Raw genomic sequence first — 23,115 nt, 5'->3', positions numbered from 1 at the left:
CTCGGGCTCACACCGGAGCCGGTTCAGGGTTCGCCGCCGGAGCCGCAGGGGTCTTCTCGCGCAGGATGCGGATCAGGGGGATGAAGACGATGACCGCGCAGAGCACCTCGGCGATCAGGTACGACAGCGCCACGCCGTTGATGCCCATCTCGCGGATGAGGATCAGGGCGAGGCCGATCGTGAGCACGGACGCGCCGAGCTGGATGGCCACCACGCGCCCCATCTGCTGGCGGACCCGCGCCGTGGTGCTGTAGAGCGAGGTGATCACGAGGAACGGGATGGCGCAGGCGAGGATCCGCAGCACCGTGGAGCCCTCGGCGGCGTAGGCCCCGCCGAGGAACGTGAGCAGCCAGGGCGCCCCGATCAGCATGAACGGCACGCCGAGCCCGCCGATGAGGAGGTTGAGCCGGATGGTGCGCCTGAGCAGCGCGGCCGCCTTGGGCCCGTCGTTGGAGGCCTCGACCATGTACGACGAGCTGATGTTCCACAGCAGCATGTTGAACGCCTCGCTGAGCATCCACGGCAGCGCGTAGTACGCGTTGGACTCGGTGCCCAGCTGCGCGACGATGATCAGCGGCAGCGCCATCGGCACGGCCACCGTCATGATCCCGGTGGCGTACTCGCTGAAGAAGATGATGGTCAGGCCCCGGCGCCCCGGGAGCTGGGCGGCGCCCGGCTCGGGCGGCGGGCGGCGCGGCAGCGCGCGGAACAGCACGATGGAGCTGACGATCAGCACGGCGATCCCGGCCGGCACCACCCACGACAGCACGATGCCGCCGACGGGGAACAGCGCGATGAACACCACGAGCAGGCCGAGCTTCACGAGCGCGAAGAGCAGCTGCTCCAAGGGCACCCACGTGGAGGCGCGCAGGCCGATGAGCACCCAGTCCTGCAGCACGAACAGCGACAGGATCATCGTGAACACGGGGAACAGGTAGCGCTCGAGATCGGAGGCGAACAGGCTGCTGTGCCAGAACAGCACGAACCCGGCCCCGAGCAGCAGTGCCACCCCGGACGCCGCGGCGTAGCCGACGAGCACCAGCTTCTTCGACCGCGGGCCCGCCCCCGGCAGGAACCGGCTGATCAACAGGCCGACGTTCTGGCTGGCCAGAGCACTGAGCAGGGTGGCGGTGGTGATGATCGCGGACGAGCGGCCGACCTCGGCCGCGGGCGCCTTGGTGGCGACCGCCCAGAAGAAGACCCCCACCAGGGCCGTGATCACCGAGGCGACCATCAGCGACAGCGCGTTGAGCTCCAGACCACGGCCGACGCGGAGGCGCTTCAACCGCTGCTTGCCCGTTTCGCGCGTGTCGACCACGTTCTCAGGGTACTGAGACGCGCTCCGGTGATCGGCTGCACCCCCGTCGGGCTGAACGGGCACGGGCGCGGTCACGGGACCGGCGATACGCACCGTCTCCGACTCCACCGACGGGTACGCCGGGTCGTTCCCCGACCGACTCTGCACTGCAATGGCCTCCGTTGCTCTGATCGCCTACCCGGCGTGGGGTGTTACCGGAACACCCAGATGCCGCATCCGTCGGCGGCCGACGTCCGCAGCGGCGTCGCGTTCGCGGTGAGCCATCCGGCCAGCGGGCTGCCGGCCGGCACGAGCGCGGGGTCGACGTCGACGAAGAACCGCGCTCCCGCCTGCCGGTCGGCGGCGAGCCGAGCAGCGTCGAGCTGGTCGGCGGCGACGCTCCAGCCCCGGCGGTCGGCGCGGTAGAAGACGACGGGCTCCTGCCAGTTGTTCGGGACCCCGTTGTCGAGAGCGTTGCTGGTGGTGTCGACCACCACCAGGTCCCCGGGGGCCGACACCTCGTCGAGCTCCGTGGCGCAGACCCCGAGCGTGCCGCTGGTGTCGCTCAGCGACCCCACGAACACCGTCAGGCTACCGGCCGCGAAGGCGGCGACGATCACCACCGCCGCGATCCGGCGCGCGAGCAGCGGCACCCGCGGCGCGGCGGCCGCGACCCCGAGGCCGACCAGCAACGCGGCGAACGGCAGCGCGTAGATGTGGTACTGCGGCGAGTTCTGGCTGTACCGGGCGACGGCGAAGAAGTAGCCGACCACCACCACGACCCCGGCGACGACCACCGCGTACCGCCGGCGCTCGCGCCACACCACCACGGCACCCAGCACGGCGAGCGGCACACCCACCACCCCGAGCACCCACACGGCCTCGAGGTAGGCGTTGCCGATGGAGAAGGAGGGACGCAGCCACTGGCCCACGCCGCCGAACTTGTCGTCTCCGCCCGAGAGCACGCCGAACGTGTTGCCGTAGGTGCGGTAGAGCGAGTTGGCGTGCAGCAGCCACAGCGCCGGGGCGACGAGCGCCGCCACGCCCGCGACGTACGGCGCGGGCCGGCGCAGCCGCGCCCGGTCGGCGGCCAGCAGCCAGACCAGCAGGATCGGACCGACGATCAGCGACGTGGGTTTGACCAGAGCGGCGAGCGACACGGCGACCGCCGTGGCCGCGAGCCACGCCACGCGGTCCTCGTCGAGCCAGCGCCGGAACCACAGCATCGCGAGCAGGAAGAACGCCAGCGCCGTGGCGTCGGGCATGAACGCGCTGCCGTAGCGCATGAACAGAGGTGAGAGGGCGAACGCGATCAGCGCCCACCGCGCGGCCGTGGGCGGCAGCAGCCGGCGGGCCAGCCCCCAGAACGCGGCCACCGCCACCAGCGCGAACGCCAGCGAGATCAGCCGGCCGATCCACACGTGCTCGCCGAACACGAGGTAGAACGCGGCGGTGAGCCACGTCAGCAGCTGGAACTCGGTCTCGACGTAGCCGGGCCCCGCACCACCCCAGTCGATTTGGGGGTAGAGCAGCCGCATGCCGTTCTCGGCGAAGTTCTGCGCGATCGACGCCGTGTCGGCCTGCCGCCAGATGTCGCCGGAGTAGGTCATCGGGCCGAACGCCCGCACCACCGACAGCACGGCGACGACGAGGACGACCGCGCCCGCCAGCATGCCCAGGGGGTCCCGACACAGGCGCTGCAGCACCGCGACATCGTGGGGCCTCAGCCTGAGCTCAGCCTGAGAAGGGATGTCCCGTGCGCCTCCTGTGGGGCGTTGTAGGGTCGCCGCGACGTCGGGGGAGGGCTGTGTTCCCCGGTCATGTCGGGGAGACGGCGATAGGGAGAACAGCGGATGGCGCGCGAGTACGACTTCGTGATCGTGGGCGGCGGCGCCGCCGGGTGCGTACTGGCCGCACGCCTGAGCGCGGATCCCGGGGTCGACGTGCTGGTCCTCGAGGCCGGCGGCCGGGACTACTGGTGGGACCTGCAGGTGCAGCTGCCGATCGCGCTCGGCCGCACGATCGGCAAGCGCCACTACGACTGGAACTACGAGTCGCAGCCCGAGGCCGGCCTGCAGTCGCGGAAGCTGATCCACCCCCGCGGCAAGCTGCTCGGCGGCTCGTCGAGCATCAACGGCATGATCTACCAGCGCGGCAACCACGCCGACTTCGACGTCTGGGGCTCCAAGCCGGGCTGCGGGAACTGGGACTGGGCGCACTGCGAGCCGTACTTCGGCCGGCTGGAGAACTGCGTCGATGAGCCCGAGGGCACCGGCCGCGGCCGCGGCGGTCCGCAGTCGCTGGAGCGCGGGCCCGCCGACAGCCCCCTGTTCGACGCCTTCTTCGCCGCCGCCCGCCAGGCCGGCCACGCCGTCGTCGACGACATCAACGACGCCGTCCAGGAGGGCTTCTCCCCCGCCGACCAGACCGTCCAGCGGGGTCTGCGCGCGTCGTCGTCGCGCGCCTACCTGCACCCCGCCCGCGGCCGCCGCAACCTCGAGGTGCGCACGCACGCCCACGCCACCCGTGTCCTGTTCGAGGGCACCCGAGCGGTCGGCGTGGCCTACAAGCAGCGCCGCGGCGGCGAGCGGACCGTCCGGGCGCGCGAGGTCATCCTCGCCGGCGGCGCCATCGGCTCGCCGCAGCTGCTGCAGCTCTCCGGCGTCGGCGACCCCGCGCACCTGCACCCCATGGGCGTGCCGATGGTGGCCGACCTGCCGGGCGTCGGCGAGAACCTCAAGGACCATCTCGCGGTGCACCTGCACTACGCGTCGTCGCGTCCGGTGCTGACCTCGCCGCTGCGCAGCAAGGCCGCGTGGCCGGGCATCATCCTGGGCGCCTACCTGCTCGGGAAGGGCGCGGGCACCCGCAACCCGCTGCGCGCCGTCGGCTTCGCGAGCACCGGGTCCGAGGCCGTCAGCCCCGACGTCCTGTTCGGCCTCATCCCGCTGGTGATCGAGAGCGCGGACGGGCCCGTGCGGATCAAGGAGCACGGCTACCAGGTCTACGTCGGCGTCATGCACTCCCCGGCCACGGGCACGGTGAAGATCACCTCCCGCGACGCGCGCCGCGACCCGGCCATCCACCTCAACTTCATGGGCGACCCGAGCGACCGGCAGCGCTGGCTCGACGCGGTACAGGTCGGCCGCACCCTCATGAACCAGCCCGCGTTCGCCGGGTTCGGCAGCCGCGAGACCGAGCCGGGCCCGGCCACCGCCACCGACGAGCAGGTGCTCGACTGGGTGGAGCGCACCGCCCGCCCGGGCCTGCACCTGGCCTGCAGTGCCCGCATGGGCGTGGACGACCGGGCCGTCGTCGACCCGTCGAGCCTGCGCGTGCACGGGCTCGACGGCATCCGCGTGATCGACGCGTCGATCTTCCCGGAGCTGACGAACGGCAACACCTACGCGCCCGTGATGATGCTGGCCGAGAAGGCCGCCGACATCGTGCTGGGCAACACGCCGCTGGCCCCGCTGCGGGCACCCGCGGTGCCGGTGACCGAGCAGCGGTTAGCCGCGGAGCGCGCGGTCTGAGAGAGCTCTCAGCGGAGCCACAGGGCTACTGCGTAGGCTCGATACCCGCATCCACTCGCGAGAGGACCTGAGCTTGGCCACCATGTTGCGGTCGGTACGCCGTGCGCTGGGTGATGTGCCCGCTGCTCAGTTCGCGTACCGGTGCGTCGTCGACGGTCGCCTGCGCGCGGAGCGCTGGGCTCTCGCCGCGAGGACGTCCACCGCGGGGCACAAGCGGGCCCGCATCCTGGCCTACCACTCCATCGGCACGCCCGAGTGGGAGGTCAACGACGTCAGCCCGCGCCACTTCGAGAGCCACCTGCAGATGGCCGTCGACGACGGGTGGACCTTCGCCACCCCCGCCCAGGTGCTCGCCCGGCCGGAGGAGCAGCTGCTCGCCCTCACCTTCGACGACGGCTGCACGAGCGTGCTCGACCACGCCGCGCCCGTCCTGCGCCACCACGGCATCCCGTCCACGATGTTCGTGGTCACCGGGTGGGCCGACGGCGGCCACGAGGAGGGATACGACCACGTGCTCGACTGGCACGGGCTCGTCGCGCTGCAGGACCAGGGCATGACGCTGGCCAGCCACTCGGTCACCCACCGCGACTTCGGCAAGCTCCGGCCCGACGAGGCCCGCCGCGAGCTCGAGGTCTCCCGCGAGCGGATGGTGCGGATGCTCGACGTCGACACCGACGAGTTCGCCATCCCGTTCGGCCAGTCCAAGAACTGGACCGACGCCGCCACGCTGGAGGCCAAGCGCGCCGGTTACTCCACGGTCTACGCCCAGTCGGTGGAGACCCGCCCCGCGGGCACGGTGCCCCGCACGTTCATCACCGCCATCGACCGCCCCCCGATCTTCCGCGCCGCCCTCGCCGGCGCGTACGACCGGTGGGAGGAGTGGTACCTCAGCGGTCCGGTGGACGAGGAACCCCCCACCCCCTGACCCGCGAGTTCGCCGTCTCGTCTCAGCGACGGACGGCATCGAGAGCTGCCCGGATGTCCGCGACGAGGTCGGCCGGATCCTCGCAGCCCGCCGACAGCCGCACCTGCCCGTCGACGACGTCGTCGCCCCACCGCTGCCGGCGGTCGGCCGTGGTGCGCAGACCGCCGAAGCTCGTGGCCGAGCCCACCAACCGGGACACGGCGAGGAACTCCCCCACCGCCTCCGTGGAGGGCAGCGTGAACCCCAGCACGCCGTTCCACCGGCGCATCTGACGGGCGGCCACCGCGTGCGACGGGTCGTCCGGATGGCCCGGCCAGCGCACGTCGCGCACCGCCGGGTGGCGCAGGAGGACCTCGACCAGAGCGGCGGCGTTCGCGGCCTGCCGGGCCAGCCGCAGGTCGAGCGTCGCCAGTCCGCGATGGGCGAGCCAGGCCTCCATCGGGCCGGGGATCGCGCCGCCCCGGGAGCGGGCCTCGCGGAGCCGGGCGAGCAACTCGTCGTCCCGGGTGGAGACGTGGCCCAGCACGACGTCGCCGTGCCCGGCCAGGGCCTTGGTGTCGCTGGCGACGGTCAGGTCGGCACCCAGCTCCAGCGGCTGCTGTCCGAGCGGGGTGGCGGTGGTGTTGTCGACGGCGAGCAGCGCGCCGGCCGCGTGCGCCGCCCCGGCCGCCCACTCGATGTCGATCACGTCGAGGCCGGGGTTGGACGGCGTCTCCACCACCACGAGCCCGGCGCCGTCGAGCACACCGTCGGGCCACTCGCCCGCCGTCGGCACCTCCCGGACCTCGACGCCCAGCGGCGCCAGCTCACCGTGGGCGAGTGCGCGCGCGAGGTAGTAGCCGTCCGAGGGCAGGACCAGCGCCCCGCGCGGGGCGCCGACGCGCAGCACGGCCGCGATCGCCGCCATGCCGGAGGAGAAGCTCACGCACCCGCCGCCGTCCAGCAGGCCGATCGCGGCCTCCAGCGCCCGCCAGGTGGGGTTGTCTGCGCGGCCGTAGAAGTCGGGCGGCGTCGGGTCGGCCGGGAGCCCCAGATGGAAGGTCGACGACAGCACGGGGCCGGGGTGCACGGGGGCGCCGAGCACGTCGTCGCCGCGCCCGCCGTGGACGCAGCGCGTGCCGTCCCCGGCGCCCGTGATCATGGCGGCCAGCCTAGCCCCGGCGTGACGAGGAAGGCCGATCCGACAGGTCGTGCGCGGAGATCAGGGCCAGGGCACCGTCTTCCGCGCACGGGCGGCGGAGCCGCCGCTTATTCGGGACGGGGCGTCCGGCTGATCAGTTCCTTGCCCAGCTCCGCCGCCGAGAAGCCGTCGTGGCAGACCCTCCGCACGGCGTCGGCGATCGGCAGCTCCACCCCGTGGCGCTCCCCCAGCGCGCAGATCGACGAGCACGACTTCACGCCCTCGGCCACCTGCCCGTGGTTGGACGCCTCGGCCTGCGCCAGGCTCTCGCCACGGCCCAGGCGCTCACCGAACGTCCGGTTGCGCGACAGCGGCGAGGAGCAGGTGGCCACCAGGTCGCCGAGGCCGGCCAGCCCCGCGAACGTCATCGGGTCGGCGCCCAGCGCCACGCCCAGCCGAGCGGTCTCGGCCAGGCCGCGGGTGATCAGCGACGCGCGGGTGTTGTCGCCGAAGCCCAGCCCCGCCGCCATGCCGCAGGCCAGCGCGATGACGTTCTTGCCTGCGCCGCCCATCTCGCAGCCCACCACGTCGGTGTTGGTGTAGGCGCGGAAGTAGCCGGTGGTGCAGGCCTGCTGCAGCTGCACGGCCCGCTCGTGGTCGGCGCAGGCGATCACGGTGGCGGTCGGTTCCTCGGCGGCGATCTCGCGGGCGAGGTTCGGTCCGGAGACCACAGCCACCTGGTCGGGGGGCAGGCCGGCGACCTCGACGATCACCTCGCTCATCCGCTTGAGCGTGCCCAGCTCGACGCCCTTGGCCAGGCTCACCAGCGTGGCGCCCGGGGGCAGCAGGACGCTCCAGCCCGAGAGGTTGGCGCGCAGCGTCTGTGACGGGACGGCGAGCACCACGGCGTCGGCCCCGTCGAGCGCGGCGGCGGCGTTCGTGGTGGCGGTGAGCAGACCCGGGAGGGCGACGCCGGGCAGGTAGTCGGGGTTGACGTGCCCGTCGTTGACGGCGGCGGCCACCTCCGGACGCCGGGCCCACAGCACGACGTCCCGGCCGGCGTCGGCCATCACCTTGGCGAACGCGGTGCCCCACGACCCCGCCCCGAGCACCGCGACGCGCCGTACCTCACGACTCATGTCGCCGCCCCCCGCCGGAAGAACTCGGCCGGCGCCGGTTCCCCCCGCACCTCCGCCAGCAGCTCCTTGACCCGGCCCATGATCAGATCGGTGACCTCCCGGAGCAGCGCGGCGTCCTGGGTGCGGCCGCGGTAGGGCGTGAGGTCGACGGGCGGGCCGCACCGCACGGTGATCGCCTTGCGGGGCAGCGGCCGGAACTTGCCGCTGTAGCCGTCGAGCACGTCGCGGGTGCCCCAGTGCACGGTGGGGATCACCGGGACGTCCACCGAGAGCGCGAGCCGGGCGACGCCCGTGCGGGCCTGCATGGGCCAGCCCTCGGGATCGCGGGTGATGGTGCCCTCCGGGTAGATGATCACGACCAGTCCCTCGCCCAGGGCCGTGGTGGCGTCGCGCAGGCTCTGCTGGGCGTCGGCCGACTCGCGGTAGACGGGTATCTGCCGGCTCCCGGCCAGCGCCTGCCCGAGCACCGGGGTGCGCCAGAGGCTGTGCTTGGCCATGAACCGCGGCACCCGGCGGGCCCGTTCGACCTGCAGGCCGGTGAAGACGGGGTCGAGGTGTGAGATGTGGTTGGCGACGATCAGCGCACCACCCTCGGCGGGGATGTATTGGCGCTCCTCGAACCGGCTGCGCCCGGCGAGCCAGCCCATCGGATAGAAGAAGACCGCACAGAAGGAGATCCAGAAGCCCCGCGGCTCCCGCCGTACGCCCGCTCTGCGATCGATCACGGCGCTGAGTCTTCCTTCCCGGCCGCCGGAGGTCCAGGTCGGGGGCGGCGCGCCCGCTTCGCGTGCCGGCCGGGCCGGGAGCGCACCGTGGGTCCCCGTCGGCGTTGCGGGCGCTGCGCAGCCGGCGGACGAACCACGCGGTGTTCCAGCCGGGGGCCCGGGCCGGCGCGTCGGACCGGGTGTCGACCGCCGCGAACGAGTGGCCCGAGCCGGGGGAGCACGGCGCCGTGCTCTGCCCGCCCGGAGCGCCGGGGACGCCTGATCACCCTCCGGGTCGAGATCGTCGACGACAGGAGCTCGACTGGTCGAAAGCGCCGAGCGCCGCACCGGCGGGTCAGTGGACGTGCGGGTGCGACGATGGCGGCGTGAGTTCACATCCGGCCGTGGATCTCGTGGTCCCGGTCAAGCCGTTGACGGCGGCGAAGTCGCGGCTGCGCGGGGCCGCCGACGGTGGCGTCGGCGACGCCGGGGCGCACATCCGCCTGGCGCTCGCCCTGGCCCACGACACGGTGGCCGCGGTGCTCGCCAGTACGGGCGTGCGGCGGCTGCTCGTCGTCAGCTCGGATCCGGCGGTGAGCGCCCAGTTCGGCGCGCTGGGCGTCGAGGTGGTGCCGGACGGCCCGCTGGGCGGGCTGAACCGCGCCTACGCGCACGGAGCGGCGCTGCTGCGGGCCCGTGATCCCGGCTGCGCGGTCGGCGCGTTGCAGGCCGACCTGCCGGCGCTGCGCCCCTCCGAGCTCGACGCGGCGGTCGAGGCGGCGCTCCACCTGGGGGGCCGGGCCTTCAGCCCCGACGCCGACGGCACGGGCACCACGTTCCTGCTCGCCGCGCCGGGCCATGATCTCGATCCGCGGTTCGGCCCGGACTCGGCCCGGCTCCACGAGAAGTCCGGGGCGCGTCCGCTGGAGGGCGGGTGGCCCGGCCTGCGCCGCGACGTCGACACCCCCGCCGATCTCGATCTCGCGGTCGCGCTCGGCGTGGGCGAGCACACGCGGGCCGTGCTGGCGCCGGCCAGATAGTTCACTCGGATGACGGTGGAGGTCTGAGGCGGGACAGGCCTTCCGTGCGTAACAATCACCGGCGTGGGTGACGACGTGAACGGCAAGTCGGGCAGCGGCGACGGACCGGAGGAATCGGGCCGGGCCAGGGGTCAGGCGAAACGGCGAGCTCCCCGGCCCTCCACGCGGCGGGTCCACGCCGCGGCCCGCGCGGCGGCGGGCACGAGCACCCAGGTCCCCACCCCGCGCACGACCAACGGCCGCGCCAACCAGCCCGGGCCGGCCCCGGCCGCCACCGACGCCCGCACGTCCGGCTCGTCGGCCGCGGCGGTGCCGGTGAGCCCGCCCGCCCGCACTCCGGCCCCGGTCTCCGAGCTCCCCGACGACCGCTACCTCAACCGCGAGCTGTCCTGGCTCGACTTCAACGCCCGGGTGCTCGCGCTGGCGGAGGACCACAGCCAGCCGCTGCTGGAACGCGCCAAGTTCCTGGCGATCTTCGCCTCCAACCTCGACGAGTTCTACATGGTGCGCGTCGCCGGGCTCAAGCGCCGCAACGAGACCGGGCTCGCCGTCCGCAGCGCCGACGGCCTCTCGCCCCGCGAGCAGCTCGCCCGCATCGCCACGCGCAGCCAGGCCATCGCCGAGGCGCACGCCCGGGTGTTCCTCGACCAGGTCCGCCCCGAGCTCGAGTCCGAGGGCATCCGCATCATGCGCTGGGACGACCTCTCCGAGGCCCAGCGGCTGCGCCTGTCGGACTACTTCTCCGCGCAGGTCTTCCCGGTGCTCACCCCGCTCGCGGTGGACCCCGCGCACCCCTTCCCCTACATCTCCGGGCTGTCGCTCAACCTCGCCGTCACCGTGCGGGACCCGGAGGCGCGCACCGAGCGGTTCGCCCGCGTCAAGGTGCCCAACAACGTGCCGCGCCTCGTGCGCGTCGACACCCCCGGCGAGGACATCACGTTCCTCCCGATCGAGGACCTCATCGGCGCCCACCTCGGTGATCTGTTCACCGGCATGGACGTCACGGAGGTGCACGCCTTCCGCGTCACGCGCAACGCCGACGTCGAGGTGGAGGAGGACCGCGACGAGGACCTCCTGCAGTCGCTCGAGCGCGAGCTCGCCCGGCGCCGGTTCGGGCCCCCGGTGCGCCTCGAGGTCACCGACACGATGAGCGAGCACGTGCTGGAGCTGCTGCTGCGCGAGCTCGACGTCGACCCCGGTGACGTCGTCACGGTGCCCGGCCTGCTGGATCTCACCGCACTGTGGGCCGTGCACGCGGTCGACCGCCCGGACCTCAAGGACGAGCCGTTCGTGCCCGCCACGCACCCGGCGTTCGCGGAGCGGGAGACCCCCCGCAGCATCTTCGCCACCCTGCGCGAGGGCGACGTGCTGGTGCACCACCCCTACGACTCGTTCTCCACGAGCGTGCAGCGGTTCATCGAGCAGGCCGCCGAGGACGAGAACGTCCTGGCGATCAAGCAGACCCTCTACCGCACCTCCGGCGACTCCCCCATCGTCGACGCCCTGATCGACGCGGCCGCGGCCGGCAAGCAGGTCGTGGCGCTGGTGGAGATCAAGGCCCGCTTCGACGAGCAGGCCAACATCCGCTGGGCCCGCGAGCTGGAGAAGGCGGGCGTGCACGTCGTCTACGGGCTGGTGGGGCTCAAGACGCACTGCAAGACCTCGCTGGTGGTGCGCCAGGAGGGCACGATCATCCGCCGCTACTGCCACATCGGCACGGGCAACTACAACCCCAAGACCGCCCGGCTCTACGAGGACCTGGGCGTGCTGACGGCCGACCCGACGATCGGCGCCGACCTCACCGACCTGTTCAACTCGCTGACGGGCTACTCCCGCCAGACGTCCTACCGCAGCCTGCTCGTCGCGCCCTACGGCGTGCGGCGCGGCATCGTGCGGCGCATCGAGGACGAGATCGAGGCCCACCGTCAGGGCAACGGGAACGCGCGCATCTGCCTCAAGATGAACTCGCTGGTGGACGAGCAGGTGATCGACGCGCTCTACCGGGCGTCGCAGGCGGGGGTGCGGGTCGACGTCATCGTGCGCGGCATCTGCGCGATGCGGCCGGGCCACGAGGGGCTCTCGGAGAACATCCACGTCCGCTCGATCCTCGGACGCTTCCTGGAGCACAGCCGCGTGTTCCACTTCGGGGCGGCCGACGAGTACTGGATCGGCAGCGCCGACATGATGCACCGCAACCTCGACCGGCGCGTCGAGGTGCTGCTGCGCGTCGCGGACCCGGCGCTGGCGGCCAAGCTCGGCGAGGTGCTCGACTCCTGCCTCGACCCCGCCACCCGCTGCTGGACGCTGCACGCCGACGGGTCCTGGGAGCCCTCGCCCGCCGCCGACTCCGGCATCAACCCGGTGCGCGACCACCAGGCCGAGATGATGCTGCGCCACGCACTCGCCCCCGCGGAGGCGCGCGGCAGCGCGGCCGTCACGATCGCCGCCGCGGAGTGAGCTCGACCGTTGCGCCGCGGCCGGTGTCGGTCCGTGCGGCCGGAGCCGTGCTGTGGCGCGCTTCGGAGTCCGGCACCGAGCTCGCCCTCGTGCACCGCCCGCGCTACGACGACTGGTCGTTCCCCAAGGGCAAGCTCGACCGCGGGGAGACGATGCCGTTCGCCGCCGTCCGGGAGGTGGCCGAGGAGACCGGATGGCGGTGCCGGCTCGGCCCGGTGCTCGGCGACGTCCACTACGAGGTGCCCGAGGGACCGAAGCTCGTCCGCTACTGGTCGGCGCAGGCCGTGGACGGCGCGGACGGGCCCGGGTTCTCCGCGAACGACGAGACCGACGAGCTGCGCTGGGTCGCCCCCGACAAGGCCGGCGGGCTGCTGTCCTACCGCCGGGACGTCGACGTGCTGGGCCGCTTCGTCCGCCGCGGCGTGGCGACATCCACGCTGGTGCTGGTGCGCCACGCGCGCGCCGGCAGCCGCAGCCAGTGGGACGGCGACGACGGGCTGCGTCCGCTCTCGGGCTCCGGGCGCGAGCAGGCGCTGCAGGTGTCCACCCTGCTGGGCCTGTTCGGGCCCGACCGCGTGCTCAGCGCCCCACCGGTGCGGTGCCGCGAGACGGTGGCCCCCCTGGCGGCGACGCTCGGCGTCCCGGTGTCCGGCGAGCCGCTGCTCGGCGAGGAGGGCTACTGGGACGACCCCGACGCCGGCCTGGCCCGCGCGCGCGAGCTGGCCGCCGCCCCGGGCGTCACGGTGGTGTGCAGCCAGGGCGGCGTGATCCCGGACGTGGTCGCGGCGCTCGCGGCGGCCTCACCGCACCGGCTGGGCGTCGACCCCGACGACGTGCCCGCCCGGAAGGCCAGCACCTGGGTCCTGACCTTCGACGGGCCGGATCTGCGCGGGGCCGACCACTACGCACGCCCGACGGGCTGACCCCGACAGCCCGGACGGTGCCCCGGGACTGCCTGGTACCACGGCTCCAGCGGTACGACGCGGCCGGAACAGTTCAGTAGCGGCACAGGTCGTGCAGCGCAGGTCGTGCAGCGCAGGAGGCGCAGCGCAGGAGGCGCAGCCGGCACTGCACGGCACGCGCCCGCACGTCGCGATGGCGGATGTGCCCGCCGACCCGGACCGCCCATCTCGTCGCGGGCCGGCTGCTCCGGACCCATCGTGATCAGTGCGCGTCGCACACCGTCGCCCCGACGAGGACGATGCCGTGCGGACGATCGCGATCACCCCACGCCCCGACCGGCCATGCTGCGCCACCGGCAACTCACCGTCCGGCGAACCGGTCCGCACGGCTCCGCTCGGACCGCGTCGAATCCGTGCGCCCCGCGAGCTCTGCGAACCCCGCCGGACGGTCGCTGCCGGTTACTTCTTGGCCTTGGCCTTCTTCGGGGCGGCCTTGGCCTTGGCCTCCGCCTTCGGCGCCGCCGCCTTGGGTGCGGCCTTGGCCGCCGCCGCCTTCGGGGCCGCCTTCGCGGCCGCTGCCTTCGGCGCGGCGGTCGTCTTCGTCGCCGCGGCGGTCGTGGCCGCAGTCGCCTTGGCCGGAGTCTTCTTCGGGGCAGCGACCTTGGCCGGGGCCGCGAACGCGGTGTCGGCCTTGGCCTTGGTGGCGCGGGCCGGCTTCGCCGGGGCGGCCTTCGCCGGCGCCGCGGCGGCCGCCGCGCGCGTGCGGCGGACGGGGGTGGCCCGCGGGGCGACGGTGCTGCTGCCGCTGACCGCGGTGCGGAAGCCCGCGCCGGGCCGGAAGGCCGGGACGGTGGTGGCCGGGACGTCGACGACGTCGCCGGTGCGCGGGTTGCGGGCCACCCGGGCGGCCCGGGCCCTGGCCTCGAACACGCCGAACCCGGTGATCGACACCGAGCCGCCGCCCTTGACGGTGTCCACGATGGTCTCGAGCAGCCCGTCCACCGCGGTGGCCGCGCTGCGCCGGTCGCCCATCCGCGCCGCGAGCGCGTCCACGAGCTGAGTCTTGTTCATGGGCGTGACCGTAGTGGCAGGTCAGGCGGTCGCGCCAGCAGGCGCACGCGGTGATTCCGTTGTGGCGCAACGGAATCACCGCGCGGCTTCAGCTGAAACCGTTGCGGCGCAAAGGATCAGGCCGGCGTGGTGGTGGGCAACCGGTGCGGCCGATTTCCCTCGAAAGCAGTGATCGCGTCGGCGTGGCGCAAGGTCAGGCCGATGTCGTCGAGGCCGTTGAGCAGGCGCCAGCGGGCGTAGTCGTCGATCTCGAACCGCAGCGTGAGGTCCTTGGCCTGTACCGTCTTCTGCTCCAGGTCGACCGTGACCTCGGTGCCCGGCTCGTTCTCCAGCAGCTTCCAGAGCAGCTCGACGTCGGGCTGCGCGACCTGTGCGGCGAGCAGTCCCTGCTTGGCCGAGTTGCCGCGGAAGATGTCGGCGAAGCGCGAGGAGATCACGACGCGGAAGCCGTAGTTCATCAGCGCCCAGACGGCGTGCTCACGCGACGAGCCCGTGCCGAAGTCCTGCCCGGCCACCAGCACCGAGCCCCGGTTGAACGGCTCCTGGTTGAGGATGAAGCTCTCGTCCTGCCGCCAGGCGGAGAACAGCCCGTCCTCGAAACCGGTGCGCGTGACGCGCTTGAGGTAGACGGCCGGGATGATCTGGTCGGTGTCGACGTTGGCGCGGCGCAGCGGCACGCCGATGCCGGTGTGGGTGGTGAACGCGTCCATCAGTCCCGATCCTCCATCTTGGCCAGGTCCTCCGGGCTGCTCAGGGTGCCCCGGACGGCCGTGGCTGCGGCCACCAGCGGCGACACCAGGTGGGTGCGGCCGCCCTTGCCCTGTCGGCCCTCGAAGTTGCGGTTCGACGTGGACGCGCTGCGCTCCCCGGGGGCGAGCTGGTCGGGGTTCATGCCCAGGCACATCGAGCAGCCCGCGGAGCGCCACTCGGCGCCGGCCGCGGTGAACACCTTGTCCAGGCCCTCGTCCTCGGCCTGGAACCGCACGCGCATCGAACCCGGCACCACCAGCATGCGGACGCCGTCCGCGACCTTGCGGCCGTCGATGACCTCGGCGGCGGCGCGCAGGTCCTCGATGCGGCCGTTGGTGCAGGAGCCGACGAACACCGTGTCGACTTCCACGTCGCGGAGCGGGGTGCCGGGCGTGAGGCCCATGTAGGTCAGCGCCTTCTCCGCCGAGACGCGCTCGTTCTCGTCGACGATCTGCGCGGGGTCGGGCACGTTCTCCCCCAGCGGCAGCCCCTGACCGGGGTTGGTGCCCCAGGTGACGAACGGGGTGAGCGCGTCGGCGTCGATGGTGACCTCGGCGTCGAACACCGCGTCGTCGTCGGTGCGCAGCTCCCGCCAGGCGGCGACGGCCTCGTCCCACTCGGCCCCCTTGGGCGCGTGGTCGCGGCCCTTCAGGTAGGCGAACGTGGTGTCGTCGGGGGCGATCATGCCCGCGCGGGCGCCGGCCTCGATCGACATGTTGCAGACGGTCATGCGCGCTTCCATCGAGAGGTTCTCGATGACGTTGCCGCGGTACTCGAGCACGTAGCCCTGGCCGCCGCCGGTGCCGATCTGCGCGATCATCGCCAGCACGACGTCCTTGCTCGTGACGCCCGGGCGGAGCTGTCCGTCGGTCGAGTTGACGTTGACCGCCATCGTCCTGAACGGCTTGAGCGGCAGCGTCTGCGTGGCGAGCACGTGCTCCACCTCGGACGTGCCGATGCCGAACGCCAGCGCGCCGAACGCGCCGTGCGTGGAGGTGTGGCTGTCGCCGCACACGACGGTGACGCCGGGCTGGGTGAGCCCCAGCTGCGGGCCGACGACGTGCACGATGCCCTGCTCGGCGTGGTTCATCGGGTAGAGCGTGACGCCGAACTCCTCGCAGTTGCGGCGCAGCGTCTCCACCTGGGTGCGGGAGACCTCGTCGGCGATCGGCGCGAGCACGTCGAGGGTGGGGACGTTGTGGTCCTCGGTGGCCAGCGTCAGGTCGGGCCGGCGCACGGGGCGCCCGGCGAGCCGGAGCCCGTCGAAGGCCTGCGGGCTCGTCACCTCGTGCACCAGGTGCAGGTCGATGTAGAGCAGATCCGGCTCGTCGCCCTCACCCTTGCGGACGAGGTGCTGGGCCCAGACCTTCTCGGGCAGTGTGACTCCCACGTCTACCTCCTCTGGACGTCTCATAGATTGGGAAGTTAGTATCGGCTTGTGAGACAGCATAGCGGCATCGGCGTTCTCGACAAGGCCGTAGGGGTGCTCAGGGCAGTGGCGGCCGAGCCCTGCGGACTGGCCGAGCTGTGCGAGCGCACCGGGCTCCCCCGGGCCACCGCCCACCGGCTCGCCGTCGGCCTCGAGGTGCACGGGCTGCTGCACCGCGGCAGCGACGGACGCTGGCGCCCCGGCCCCACGCTCGCCGAGCTGGCCGCGGGTGGCGCCGACCCGCTCCTGGAGGCCGCCGCGGCCGTGCTGCCCCGGCTGCGCGACATCACGGGCGAGAGCGTGCAGCTCTACCGGCGGGAAGGCATCCAGCGGCTCTGCGTCGCCACGGCCGAGCCGAGCAGCGGCCTGCGCGACACGGTGCCGGTCGGGTCGCGGCTGCCGATGACCGCCGGCTCCGGGGCCAAGGTGCTCGCCGCGTGGGCCGAACCCACCGTGCAGCGCGCGATCCTGGCGGAGGCCACGTTCGGTGAACGGGTGCTGCTCGACGTCCGGCGACGCGGATGGGCACAGAGCGTGGCCGAACGCGAGTCCGGAGTAGCGAGCGTGTCGGCCCCCGTGCGCGACGGCGCGGGCCAGGTCGTGGCCGCCGTGTCGGTGTCCGGGCCGGTGGAACGCATCGGCCGCCGCCCGGGCGTGCGCTGGGCGGCCGACCTGCTGGCCGCCGCGGAGGCCCTGCAACACCGCCTGTAGACGCGCGCGGTGTCACTCGCCGGTATCCGGCCCCCCACGTACAGCCCACCGCCGTGCCGCTAACGTGACCTTCCATCCCACCGATGGAGTACCGAGGGTCATCGGCCGGAGGCAAGGGAGCGCAGTGAGTTACCTGCTCGGCATCGACGTGGGCACCACCCGCACCGCGGCCGCGATCAGCCGCGCGGGCGGCCGCCCCGGGGACATCGAGGTGGTCAACCTCGGCGACCGCTCCAGCGCCGTCCCGTCCGTCCTCTTCCTCGGCAGCGACGGCGCGGTCGTCGTCGGCGACGCGGCCGAACGCCGGGCCGCCACCGATCCCGACCACGTCGTCCGCGAGTTCAAGCGGCGCATCGGCGACCCCACCCCCGTCCTCGTCGGCGGACGGCCCTGGGCCCCCGAGGAGCTCTCCGCGCTGCTCGTGCGCTGGGTCGCCGACCGGGTCGCCCAGCGCGAGGGCGGCGGGGCCGCGCGCATCGCGGTCACCCATCCCGCGTCGTGGGGCGCTCACAAGAAGGACCTGCTCCGGGCCGCGCTCAACCACCACGGCCTGCCCGTCACGTTCCTGGCCGAGCCGCAGGCCGCCGCCATGCACTACGCGGCAGCCGAGCGCATCGAGCCCGGCTCCACCGTGGCCGTCTACGACTTCGGCGGCGGCACGTTCGACGCGGCCGTCGTCCACAAGGACACCGCGCGCAGCGCAGGCGGAGCGGGCATCGATACAGCGGGGTTCGGCCTGATGGGCCGCCCCGAGGGCGTCGAGCGCCTCGGCGGCATCGACCTCGACGAGCTCGTCTTCGAGCACGTCCGCGAGGGTCTGCCCGAGGCGTTCGAGGGACTCGACGAGACCGACCCGGCCGTGCTCTCGGCCGTCGCGTCCGTGCGCCGCGAGTGCACGGAGGCGAAGGAGGCGCTGTCGTCGGACACCGAGGTCTCCATCCCGGTGCTGACGCCCGCGGGCCAGGGGTCGGTGCGCCTGCACCGCAGCGAGTTCGAGGCGATGATCCGGCCCCAGGTGGAGGAGACGGTCTCCGCCCTGCGCCGCGCCGTCGGCTCCGCGGGGCTGACCCCCGAACAGCTCACCGCCGTGCTGCTCGTGGGCGGCTCGTCCCGGATCCCGCTGGTGGCGCAGCTCGTCTCCGACCAGCTCGGCCGCCCGGTCGCCGTCGACACCGATCCGAAGAACGCCATCGCGATGGGCGCCGCGCTGTCGCTGATCCCGCCGTCGCCGGCCGGCACCGGGCCGTTCGTGCCCGCGCCGCGCGTCGCCGGCGCCACCCAGCAGCCGTTCGCCGCAGCGGTGCCGCCCGCCGCCTTCACGCAGTCCGGGCCCGCGGTGGCCCCGCCGCGGCCCCTGCCTGCGGCCACCGGCTCCTTCGCGGGTGCACCGGCGGACTTCACCCCGCCCACCCAACGCATCTCCACCACCGGCAGTGTGCCGCCGCGGATGGTCGTTCCGCCCCCGCCGCCCCCGCCGCCCCGGCCGTCGCTGCAGGACCAGTTCGCCGCCGACCACGACTACGTCGTGCCGGACCGGTACCCGTCCCGGCGCGGACTCAGCCCGGCGCTGCTCGTGAGCGTGGGCGGAGCAGCGGCGGCCGTGGCGATCGTGGCCGCGGCGTTCCTGGTGCCGCGCCAGACCACCACGACGGTTCCCCTCGGCCAGCCGGTGCAGAGCCAGTCGACGGTGTCGGTGGCTCCGCCCGCCCCGACGACGGACGCCGCGCCCACGGAGGCGCCGCCGGTCACGACCGTGCCGGAGGTCCGGCCGTCCAACCCGCCGCCGACGCAGGCCCCGCCCGTCGTGCCGCCGGTGGTGACCACGACCAAGGCGCCGGTCAAGACGACGACGCCCGCACCGACGACGACGACCAAGACGACTCCGCCGCCCCCGCCGTCGACCACGGCGCCGCCTCCTCCCCCGCCCACGACGGCGCCCGCGCGGTGATCAGCGCGCACTGGTTGCGGCGTCGGCCGTAGCCAGTGCGCGGTGGGCCGCGTCACCGTATTCTCGACACAAAAAAGATCCCGTTCCGGATGAACCGGAACGGGATCTTCGGTGTAGCCCCGACGGGATTCGAACCCGCGCCGCCGCCTTGAGAGGGCGGTGTCCTAGGCCGCTAGACGACGGGGCCTTCTGGATAACGCTCGTGAACTGTACATCATGTTCCTGACGCGTTTCCGCTGGGGTACCAGGACTCGAACCTAGACTAACTGAACCAGAATCAGTCGTGCTGCCAATTACACCATACCCCAAGGGTCTGCGGTCTCCCGCGCCCTGCGAGGGAGACTCTACCCGAGGCCTCCAGCGCGTTCCGCACCGGCCCTCAGCCGGGCCAGCGACCGCTCACGGCCCAGCAGCTCCATGGACTCGTACAGCGGCGGGGACACCGTCCGGCCGCTGACGGCCACCCGCACGGGGGCGAACGCCTTGCGCGGCTTGAGCCCGAGACCGTCGATGAGGGTGGCCTTGAGCGACTCCTCGATCTCCGCGGCGGTCCACGCGGGAACGGCATCGAGGCCGGTCAGGGCCGCGTCGAGCACCGGGACGGCGTCGGCACCGAGGTTCTTCGCGGCCGCGTCCTCGTCGAGACGGAAGCCGTCCTCGTCGACGAAGAGGAACGCCAGCATGCGGGCGGCGTCGGACAGGACGACGCTGCGCTCCTGCACGAGCGGGGCCGCCGCGGTGAGCAGCCCCTGCTGCTCGGGCGTGAGGGTGCCGGTGATCACACCCTCGGCCGCCAGGTACGGCACGACGCGGGCGGCGAAGTCCTCGACGGGCAGCGCGCGCAGGTGGACGGCGTTGATGGCCTCGGCCTTCTTCAGGTCGAAGCGGGCCGCATTGGCCGACACCCGGGAGATGTCGAATGCGGCGACCATCTCCTCCATCGAGAACACGTCGCGGTCCTCGGCGATCGCCCAGCCGAGAAGGGCCAGGTAGTTGAGCAGTCCCTCGGGCACGAATCCGCGGTCACGGTAGAGGAACAGGTTGGATTCGGGGTCGCGCTTGGACAGTTTGCGATTTCCCTCACCCGTGACGAGCGGCAGGTGCCCGTAGCGGAACGGGCCGTCGCCGATGCCCACGCGCGCCAATGCCTCGAGCAGCGCGATCTGCCGCGGGGTGGAGGAGAGCAGGTCCTCGCCGCGCAGCACGTCGGTGATGCCCATCAGGGCGTCGTCGAGCGGGTTGGTGAGCGGGTAGAGCGGGGAGCCGTCGCCGCGGGCGAGCACGAAGTCGGGCACCGTGCCGACGCGGAACGTGACGTCGCCGCGGATCAGGTCGGTGAACGTGATGTCGTGGTCGGGCATGCGCAGCCGGTAGACGGGCACGCGACCCTCGGCACGGTAGGCGTCCTTCTGCGCGTCGGTGAGGTCGCGGTCGGCGTTGTCGTAGCCGAGCTTGGGGTCGCGGCCGGCGGCCTTGTGGCGCGCCTCGATCTCCGCCGCCTGTGAGAACGACTCGTACACCTCGCCGCCGGCGATCAGCTTCGCCAGCGCGTCGGCGTAGAGGGCGCCGCGCTCGCTCTGCCGGTACGGGCCGTGGTCGCCACCGACCTCGGGGCCCTCGTCCCAGTCGAGCCCGAGCCAGCGCAGGGCGTCGAGCAGGGCCTCGTAGGACTCGACCGAGTCGCGGTTGGCGTCGGTGTCCTCGATGCGGAACACGAACGTCCCGCCGTGGTGGCGGGCGTGGGCCCAGTTGAACAGGGCGGTGCGGATCAGCCCCACGTGCGGCGTGCCCGTCGGGGACGGGCAGAAGCGGACGCGGACGGCGGCATTCGGGGTGCTCATGGTCTTGCCAGGCTAGCCCACCCGCGCTAAATTCAACGCATGACGAATTCGGATCGCACGACCTGCGCCATCGTCGGTGGGGGGCCCGCCGGGATGGTGCTCGGACTGCTCATGGCCAGGGCCGGGGTCGAGGTCACCGTGCTGGAGAAGCACGCCGACTTCCTGCGCGACTTCCGCGGCGACACCGTCCACGCGTCCACCCTCACCCTGCTCGACGAGCTGGGTCTCGCCGAGCGGTTCGAGAGGATCCCCCACCGCCTGATGGACCGCATGCAGGGCCAGCTCGACGGGGGCACGGTCCAGATCGCGGACCTGCGCCGGCTGCCCGGGGCCCACCAGCACATCGCACTGGTGCCCCAGTGGGACTTCCTCGACATGATCGCCGAGGCCGCCCAGGAGGAGCCGTCGTTCCGCCTGCGCCGCAACGCCGACGTCACCGGCCTGGTCCGCGACGGCTCGCGCATCGCAGGCGTCCGCTACACCGACCGCGTCACGGGCGAGGAGCACGAGCTGCGGGCGTCGCTCACGATCGCCGCCGACGGGCGGCACTCGGTCGTCCGCGAGGCCGCCGGGCTGGTGCCGCGGTCGTTCGGCGTGCCGATGGACGTCTGGTGGTTCCGGCTCCCCCGCCACGAGAGCGACCCCCACGGCGGCGTCGGCCGGTTCTCCACCGGCCACTTCTGCGTGATGATCGACCGCGGCGAGTACTGGCAGTGCGGCTACCTCATCCGCAAGGGCAGCGACACCGTGCTGCGGGCCGCGGGCATCGAGGAGCTGCGGCGGCGCTTCGCCGGCCTGCTGCCCTGGATGGCCGACCGGGTCGACCTGCTGGAGAGCTGGGACGACGTCAAGCTGCTCGACGTCAAGCTGGAACGCCTGCGTCGCTGGGACCTCGACGGCCTGCTGCTGATCGGCGACGCCGCCCACGCCATGTCGCCTGTGGGCGGGGTGGGCATCAACCTGGCCGTGGCCGACGCGGTGGCCACGGCCCGGCTGCTCGCTCCCGCGCTGGTCAGCGGGGGAATCGTGCCGCGGTCGATGCTGCGCAAGGTGCAGCGCCGCCGCTGGTCGGCCACCGCGCTGATCCAGGGGATGCAGCGGCTGGCGCACAAGGCGATCCTGTCGCCGGCGATCGCGGCCGGGCCGGCCGCGCCCGTTCCCGTGGCCGGGATGCTCACCGACGCCCTCGCCCCGGCCCCGCTGCGGTCGGTACCGCTGCCGTTGCGGCTGCTGCAGCTCTTCCCGGTGCTGCAGGGGATCCCGGCGCGGCTGGTGGCCATCGGCCCGATGCCCGAGCACGCACCCGAGTGGGCCCGCCGCACCGCCCACGGCGCGCGAGTCGACTGATCACCCCGGTTCCGCGATGCCGCACTCCCCCACGCTCCGGAACCCGACCCGCTCGTAGACGCGGGTGGCCGTCTCGTCCGCCGCGGCCAGGAACACCAGCTCGGCGCCGGTGTCCCGGGCCACCGTGGCCAGCGCCGCGGTGACGGCGGCACCCAGCCCGCGGCCGCGGAAGGCGGCGGCCGTGCCGATGCCCACCAGCTCCACCACGTCACCCGCCCGCTGGGCCCCGCCGGAGCAGACCGGCCCGTCGGGCCCCGTGACCAGGGCCCGGGCCGCCCGCCCCGCGGCCAGGTCCGCGCGCAGCTCGGCGAGCTCGGCGGCCGAGGGCGGCGGGGGCGCGGGGGCGCCGAACGCCGCGTTGGCGACGGCACGCGCGGCGTGCGCGGCCTGGGCCAGGTCCGCGTCGGCCGGACCGAGCAGCCGCACCGAGTACCCGGGCGGCAACGGGGTGGGCGCGGCCGGAGCGTCGAGGACGAGCAGCGGGCACACCCGCACCGGTAGCCCGGTGGCCGCCACGGCGCCGGCCATCGACGGCGTCACCGCGAGCAGCCACTCGAACGCCTCGGGCACCTCCAGCGCGCGCTGCCGCGCCCGGACCCGTTCGACGTCGGCGGGCGTGACCGCCCCACCCCCGGGCAGCGGGCGCGCGTGGTACGGCCAGCCCGGACCGTCCCGGGTGAACAGGCGCAGCGGCCCGTCGTCCGTGGCGGTGGCGTGGGCGCGCGGCACCGCGTCGCAGAAGTCGTCGATCAGGTCGAGTACGTCCCCCATGGGACGCGATCCTGCCGCCGACGGCGACGCGGGACCACCGGGTTGTCGGCCGTCACGACATGATCGCGGCGCACCGCACGTCAGCGCCCTTCCCGGGACGGCGGATTCAAGGAACGGTCGCAACATCCCT

18 protein-coding genes and 2 tRNA genes are annotated in these 23,115 nt (G+C 73.4%); 8 read left to right on the top strand and 12 right to left on the bottom strand.

Going from position 1 to position 23,115, the window contains the following annotated elements:
- Nucleotides 1–7: 7 nt before the first annotated feature.
- Nucleotides 8–1,318 (bottom strand): polysaccharide biosynthesis C-terminal domain-containing protein, encoded by a 1,311-nt coding sequence (locus BGP03_RS19625; protein ID WP_296372207.1) that lies wholly within the window; start codon nt 1,316–1,318, stop codon nt 8–10.
- A 191-nt stretch (nt 1,319–1,509) separates the two neighbouring features.
- Nucleotides 1,510–3,003, bottom strand: coding sequence for a glycosyltransferase family 39 protein (locus BGP03_RS19620; protein WP_296372203.1), 1,494 nt, complete (start codon nt 3,001–3,003; stop codon nt 1,510–1,512).
- Nucleotides 3,004–3,150: 147 nt separating this feature from the next.
- Here BGP03_RS19620 and BGP03_RS19615 point away from each other — a divergent pair, with 147 nt between their 5' ends.
- Both BGP03_RS19615 and BGP03_RS19610 read left to right on the top strand, forming a co-directional pair.
- Nucleotides 3,151–4,830 carry a choline dehydrogenase gene (locus BGP03_RS19615; protein ID WP_298800527.1) on the top strand — a complete coding sequence of 560 codons (1,680 nt, stop codon included), beginning with the start codon at nt 3,151–3,153 and terminating at the stop codon, nt 4,828–4,830.
- 82 nt (nt 4,831–4,912) lie between these two features.
- The gene (locus tag BGP03_RS19610; protein ID WP_298800564.1) at nt 4,913–5,755 is read left to right on the top strand and encodes a polysaccharide deacetylase family protein; all 843 of its coding nucleotides are present in this window, start codon (nt 4,913–4,915) and stop codon (nt 5,753–5,755) included.
- 22 nt (nt 5,756–5,777) lie between these two features.
- Here BGP03_RS19610 and BGP03_RS19605 read toward each other — a convergent pair whose 3' ends face one another.
- The 3 genes from BGP03_RS19605 to BGP03_RS19595 form a co-directional block, all read right to left on the bottom strand.
- The gene (locus tag BGP03_RS19605) at nt 5,778–6,896 is read right to left on the bottom strand and encodes a cystathionine gamma-lyase (protein ID WP_298800526.1); all 1,119 of its coding nucleotides are present in this window, start codon (nt 6,894–6,896) and stop codon (nt 5,778–5,780) included.
- Nucleotides 6,897–7,003: 107 nt separating this feature from the next.
- A complete protein-coding gene (locus BGP03_RS19600) occupies nt 7,004–8,014 on the bottom strand; it encodes an NAD(P)H-dependent glycerol-3-phosphate dehydrogenase (protein WP_298800525.1) in 1,011 nt (336 codons plus the stop codon).
- Nucleotides 8,011–8,739 (bottom strand): lysophospholipid acyltransferase family protein, encoded by a 729-nt coding sequence (locus BGP03_RS19595; protein WP_296376429.1) that lies wholly within the window; start codon nt 8,737–8,739, stop codon nt 8,011–8,013. Before BGP03_RS19595 ends, BGP03_RS19600 begins: the two co-directional genes overlap by 4 nt.
- A 365-nt stretch (nt 8,740–9,104) precedes the next feature.
- Here BGP03_RS19595 and cofC point away from each other — a divergent pair, with 365 nt between their 5' ends.
- The 3 genes from cofC (at nt 9,105) to BGP03_RS19580 (ending at nt 13,138) form a co-directional block, all read left to right on the top strand.
- The gene (gene cofC / locus BGP03_RS19590; protein ID WP_296376427.1) at nt 9,105–9,758 is read left to right on the top strand and encodes a 2-phospho-L-lactate guanylyltransferase; all 654 of its coding nucleotides are present in this window, start codon (nt 9,105–9,107) and stop codon (nt 9,756–9,758) included.
- 63 nt (nt 9,759–9,821) lie between these two features.
- On the top strand, nt 9,822–12,215 hold the full coding sequence (locus BGP03_RS19585) for an RNA degradosome polyphosphate kinase (RefSeq protein ID WP_296376426.1): 2,394 nt from the start codon (nt 9,822–9,824) through the stop codon (nt 12,213–12,215).
- Nucleotides 12,212–13,138 carry an NUDIX hydrolase gene (locus BGP03_RS19580; protein WP_296376424.1) on the top strand — a complete coding sequence of 309 codons (927 nt, stop codon included), beginning with the start codon at nt 12,212–12,214 and terminating at the stop codon, nt 13,136–13,138. The genes BGP03_RS19585 and BGP03_RS19580 overlap by 4 nt, the downstream gene beginning before the upstream one ends.
- Before the next feature lie 438 nt (nt 13,139–13,576).
- Here BGP03_RS19580 and BGP03_RS19575 read toward each other — a convergent pair whose 3' ends face one another.
- The 3 genes from BGP03_RS19575 to leuC all read right to left on the bottom strand — a co-directional run bounded on the left by BGP03_RS19575 (nt 13,577) and on the right by leuC (nt 16,328).
- A complete protein-coding gene (locus tag BGP03_RS19575) occupies nt 13,577–14,188 on the bottom strand; it encodes an HU family DNA-binding protein (protein ID WP_296376422.1) in 612 nt (203 codons plus the stop codon).
- Between the two features lie 116 nt (nt 14,189–14,304).
- Nucleotides 14,305–14,898: a 3-isopropylmalate dehydratase small subunit gene (leuD, locus tag BGP03_RS19570; RefSeq protein WP_298800524.1), complete on the bottom strand. Its 594-nt coding sequence runs from the start codon at nt 14,896–14,898 to the stop codon at nt 14,305–14,307.
- The gene (gene leuC, locus BGP03_RS19565) at nt 14,898–16,328 is read right to left on the bottom strand and encodes a 3-isopropylmalate dehydratase large subunit (RefSeq protein ID WP_298800523.1); all 1,431 of its coding nucleotides are present in this window, start codon (nt 16,326–16,328) and stop codon (nt 14,898–14,900) included. The genes leuD and leuC overlap by 1 nt, the downstream gene beginning before the upstream one ends.
- Nucleotides 16,329–16,376: 48 nt before the next feature.
- Here leuC and BGP03_RS19560 point away from each other — a divergent pair, with 48 nt between their 5' ends.
- Entirely contained in the window at nt 16,377–17,078 is a 702-nt protein-coding gene (locus tag BGP03_RS19560; protein WP_296376417.1) for an IclR family transcriptional regulator, read from the top strand.
- A 124-nt stretch (nt 17,079–17,202) separates the two neighbouring features.
- Complete coding sequence (locus BGP03_RS19555) at nt 17,203–19,026, top strand: Hsp70 family protein (protein ID WP_298800522.1); 1,824 nt, start codon at nt 17,203–17,205, stop codon at nt 19,024–19,026.
- A 114-nt stretch (nt 19,027–19,140) separates the two neighbouring features.
- Here the strand turns inward: BGP03_RS19555 and BGP03_RS19550 are convergent.
- The 3 genes from BGP03_RS19550 to gltX form a co-directional block, all read right to left on the bottom strand.
- Nucleotides 19,141–19,213: transfer RNA gene (locus BGP03_RS19550), tRNA-Glu, on the bottom strand.
- A gap of 49 nt (nt 19,214–19,262) precedes the next feature.
- Nucleotides 19,263–19,334: transfer RNA gene (locus BGP03_RS19545), tRNA-Gln, on the bottom strand.
- A gap of 36 nt (nt 19,335–19,370) precedes the next feature.
- The gene (gene gltX / locus BGP03_RS19540; RefSeq protein WP_298800521.1) at nt 19,371–20,867 is read right to left on the bottom strand and encodes a glutamate--tRNA ligase; all 1,497 of its coding nucleotides are present in this window, start codon (nt 20,865–20,867) and stop codon (nt 19,371–19,373) included.
- A 39-nt stretch (nt 20,868–20,906) separates the two neighbouring features.
- On the opposite strand from gltX, the gene BGP03_RS19535 reads away from it, so the two are divergent.
- Complete coding sequence (locus BGP03_RS19535; RefSeq protein ID WP_296376412.1) at nt 20,907–22,214, top strand: FAD-dependent oxidoreductase; 1,308 nt, start codon at nt 20,907–20,909, stop codon at nt 22,212–22,214.
- On the opposite strand, the gene BGP03_RS19530 is transcribed toward BGP03_RS19535, so the two are convergent.
- Nucleotides 22,215–22,985, bottom strand: a complete 771-nt coding sequence (locus BGP03_RS19530; protein WP_298800520.1) for a GNAT family N-acetyltransferase — start codon at nt 22,983–22,985, stop codon at nt 22,215–22,217.
- Between the last annotated feature and the right edge of the window lie 130 nt (nt 22,986–23,115).

Origin of the sequence: Pseudonocardia sp. 73-21 (assembly GCF_001899645.1) — a bacterium.
Classification (GTDB): Bacteria; Actinomycetota; Actinomycetes; order Mycobacteriales; family Pseudonocardiaceae; genus Pseudonocardia.
Note: the sequence above shows the minus strand (reverse complement) of the source record. Positions and strands in the feature narration are given on the sequence as shown.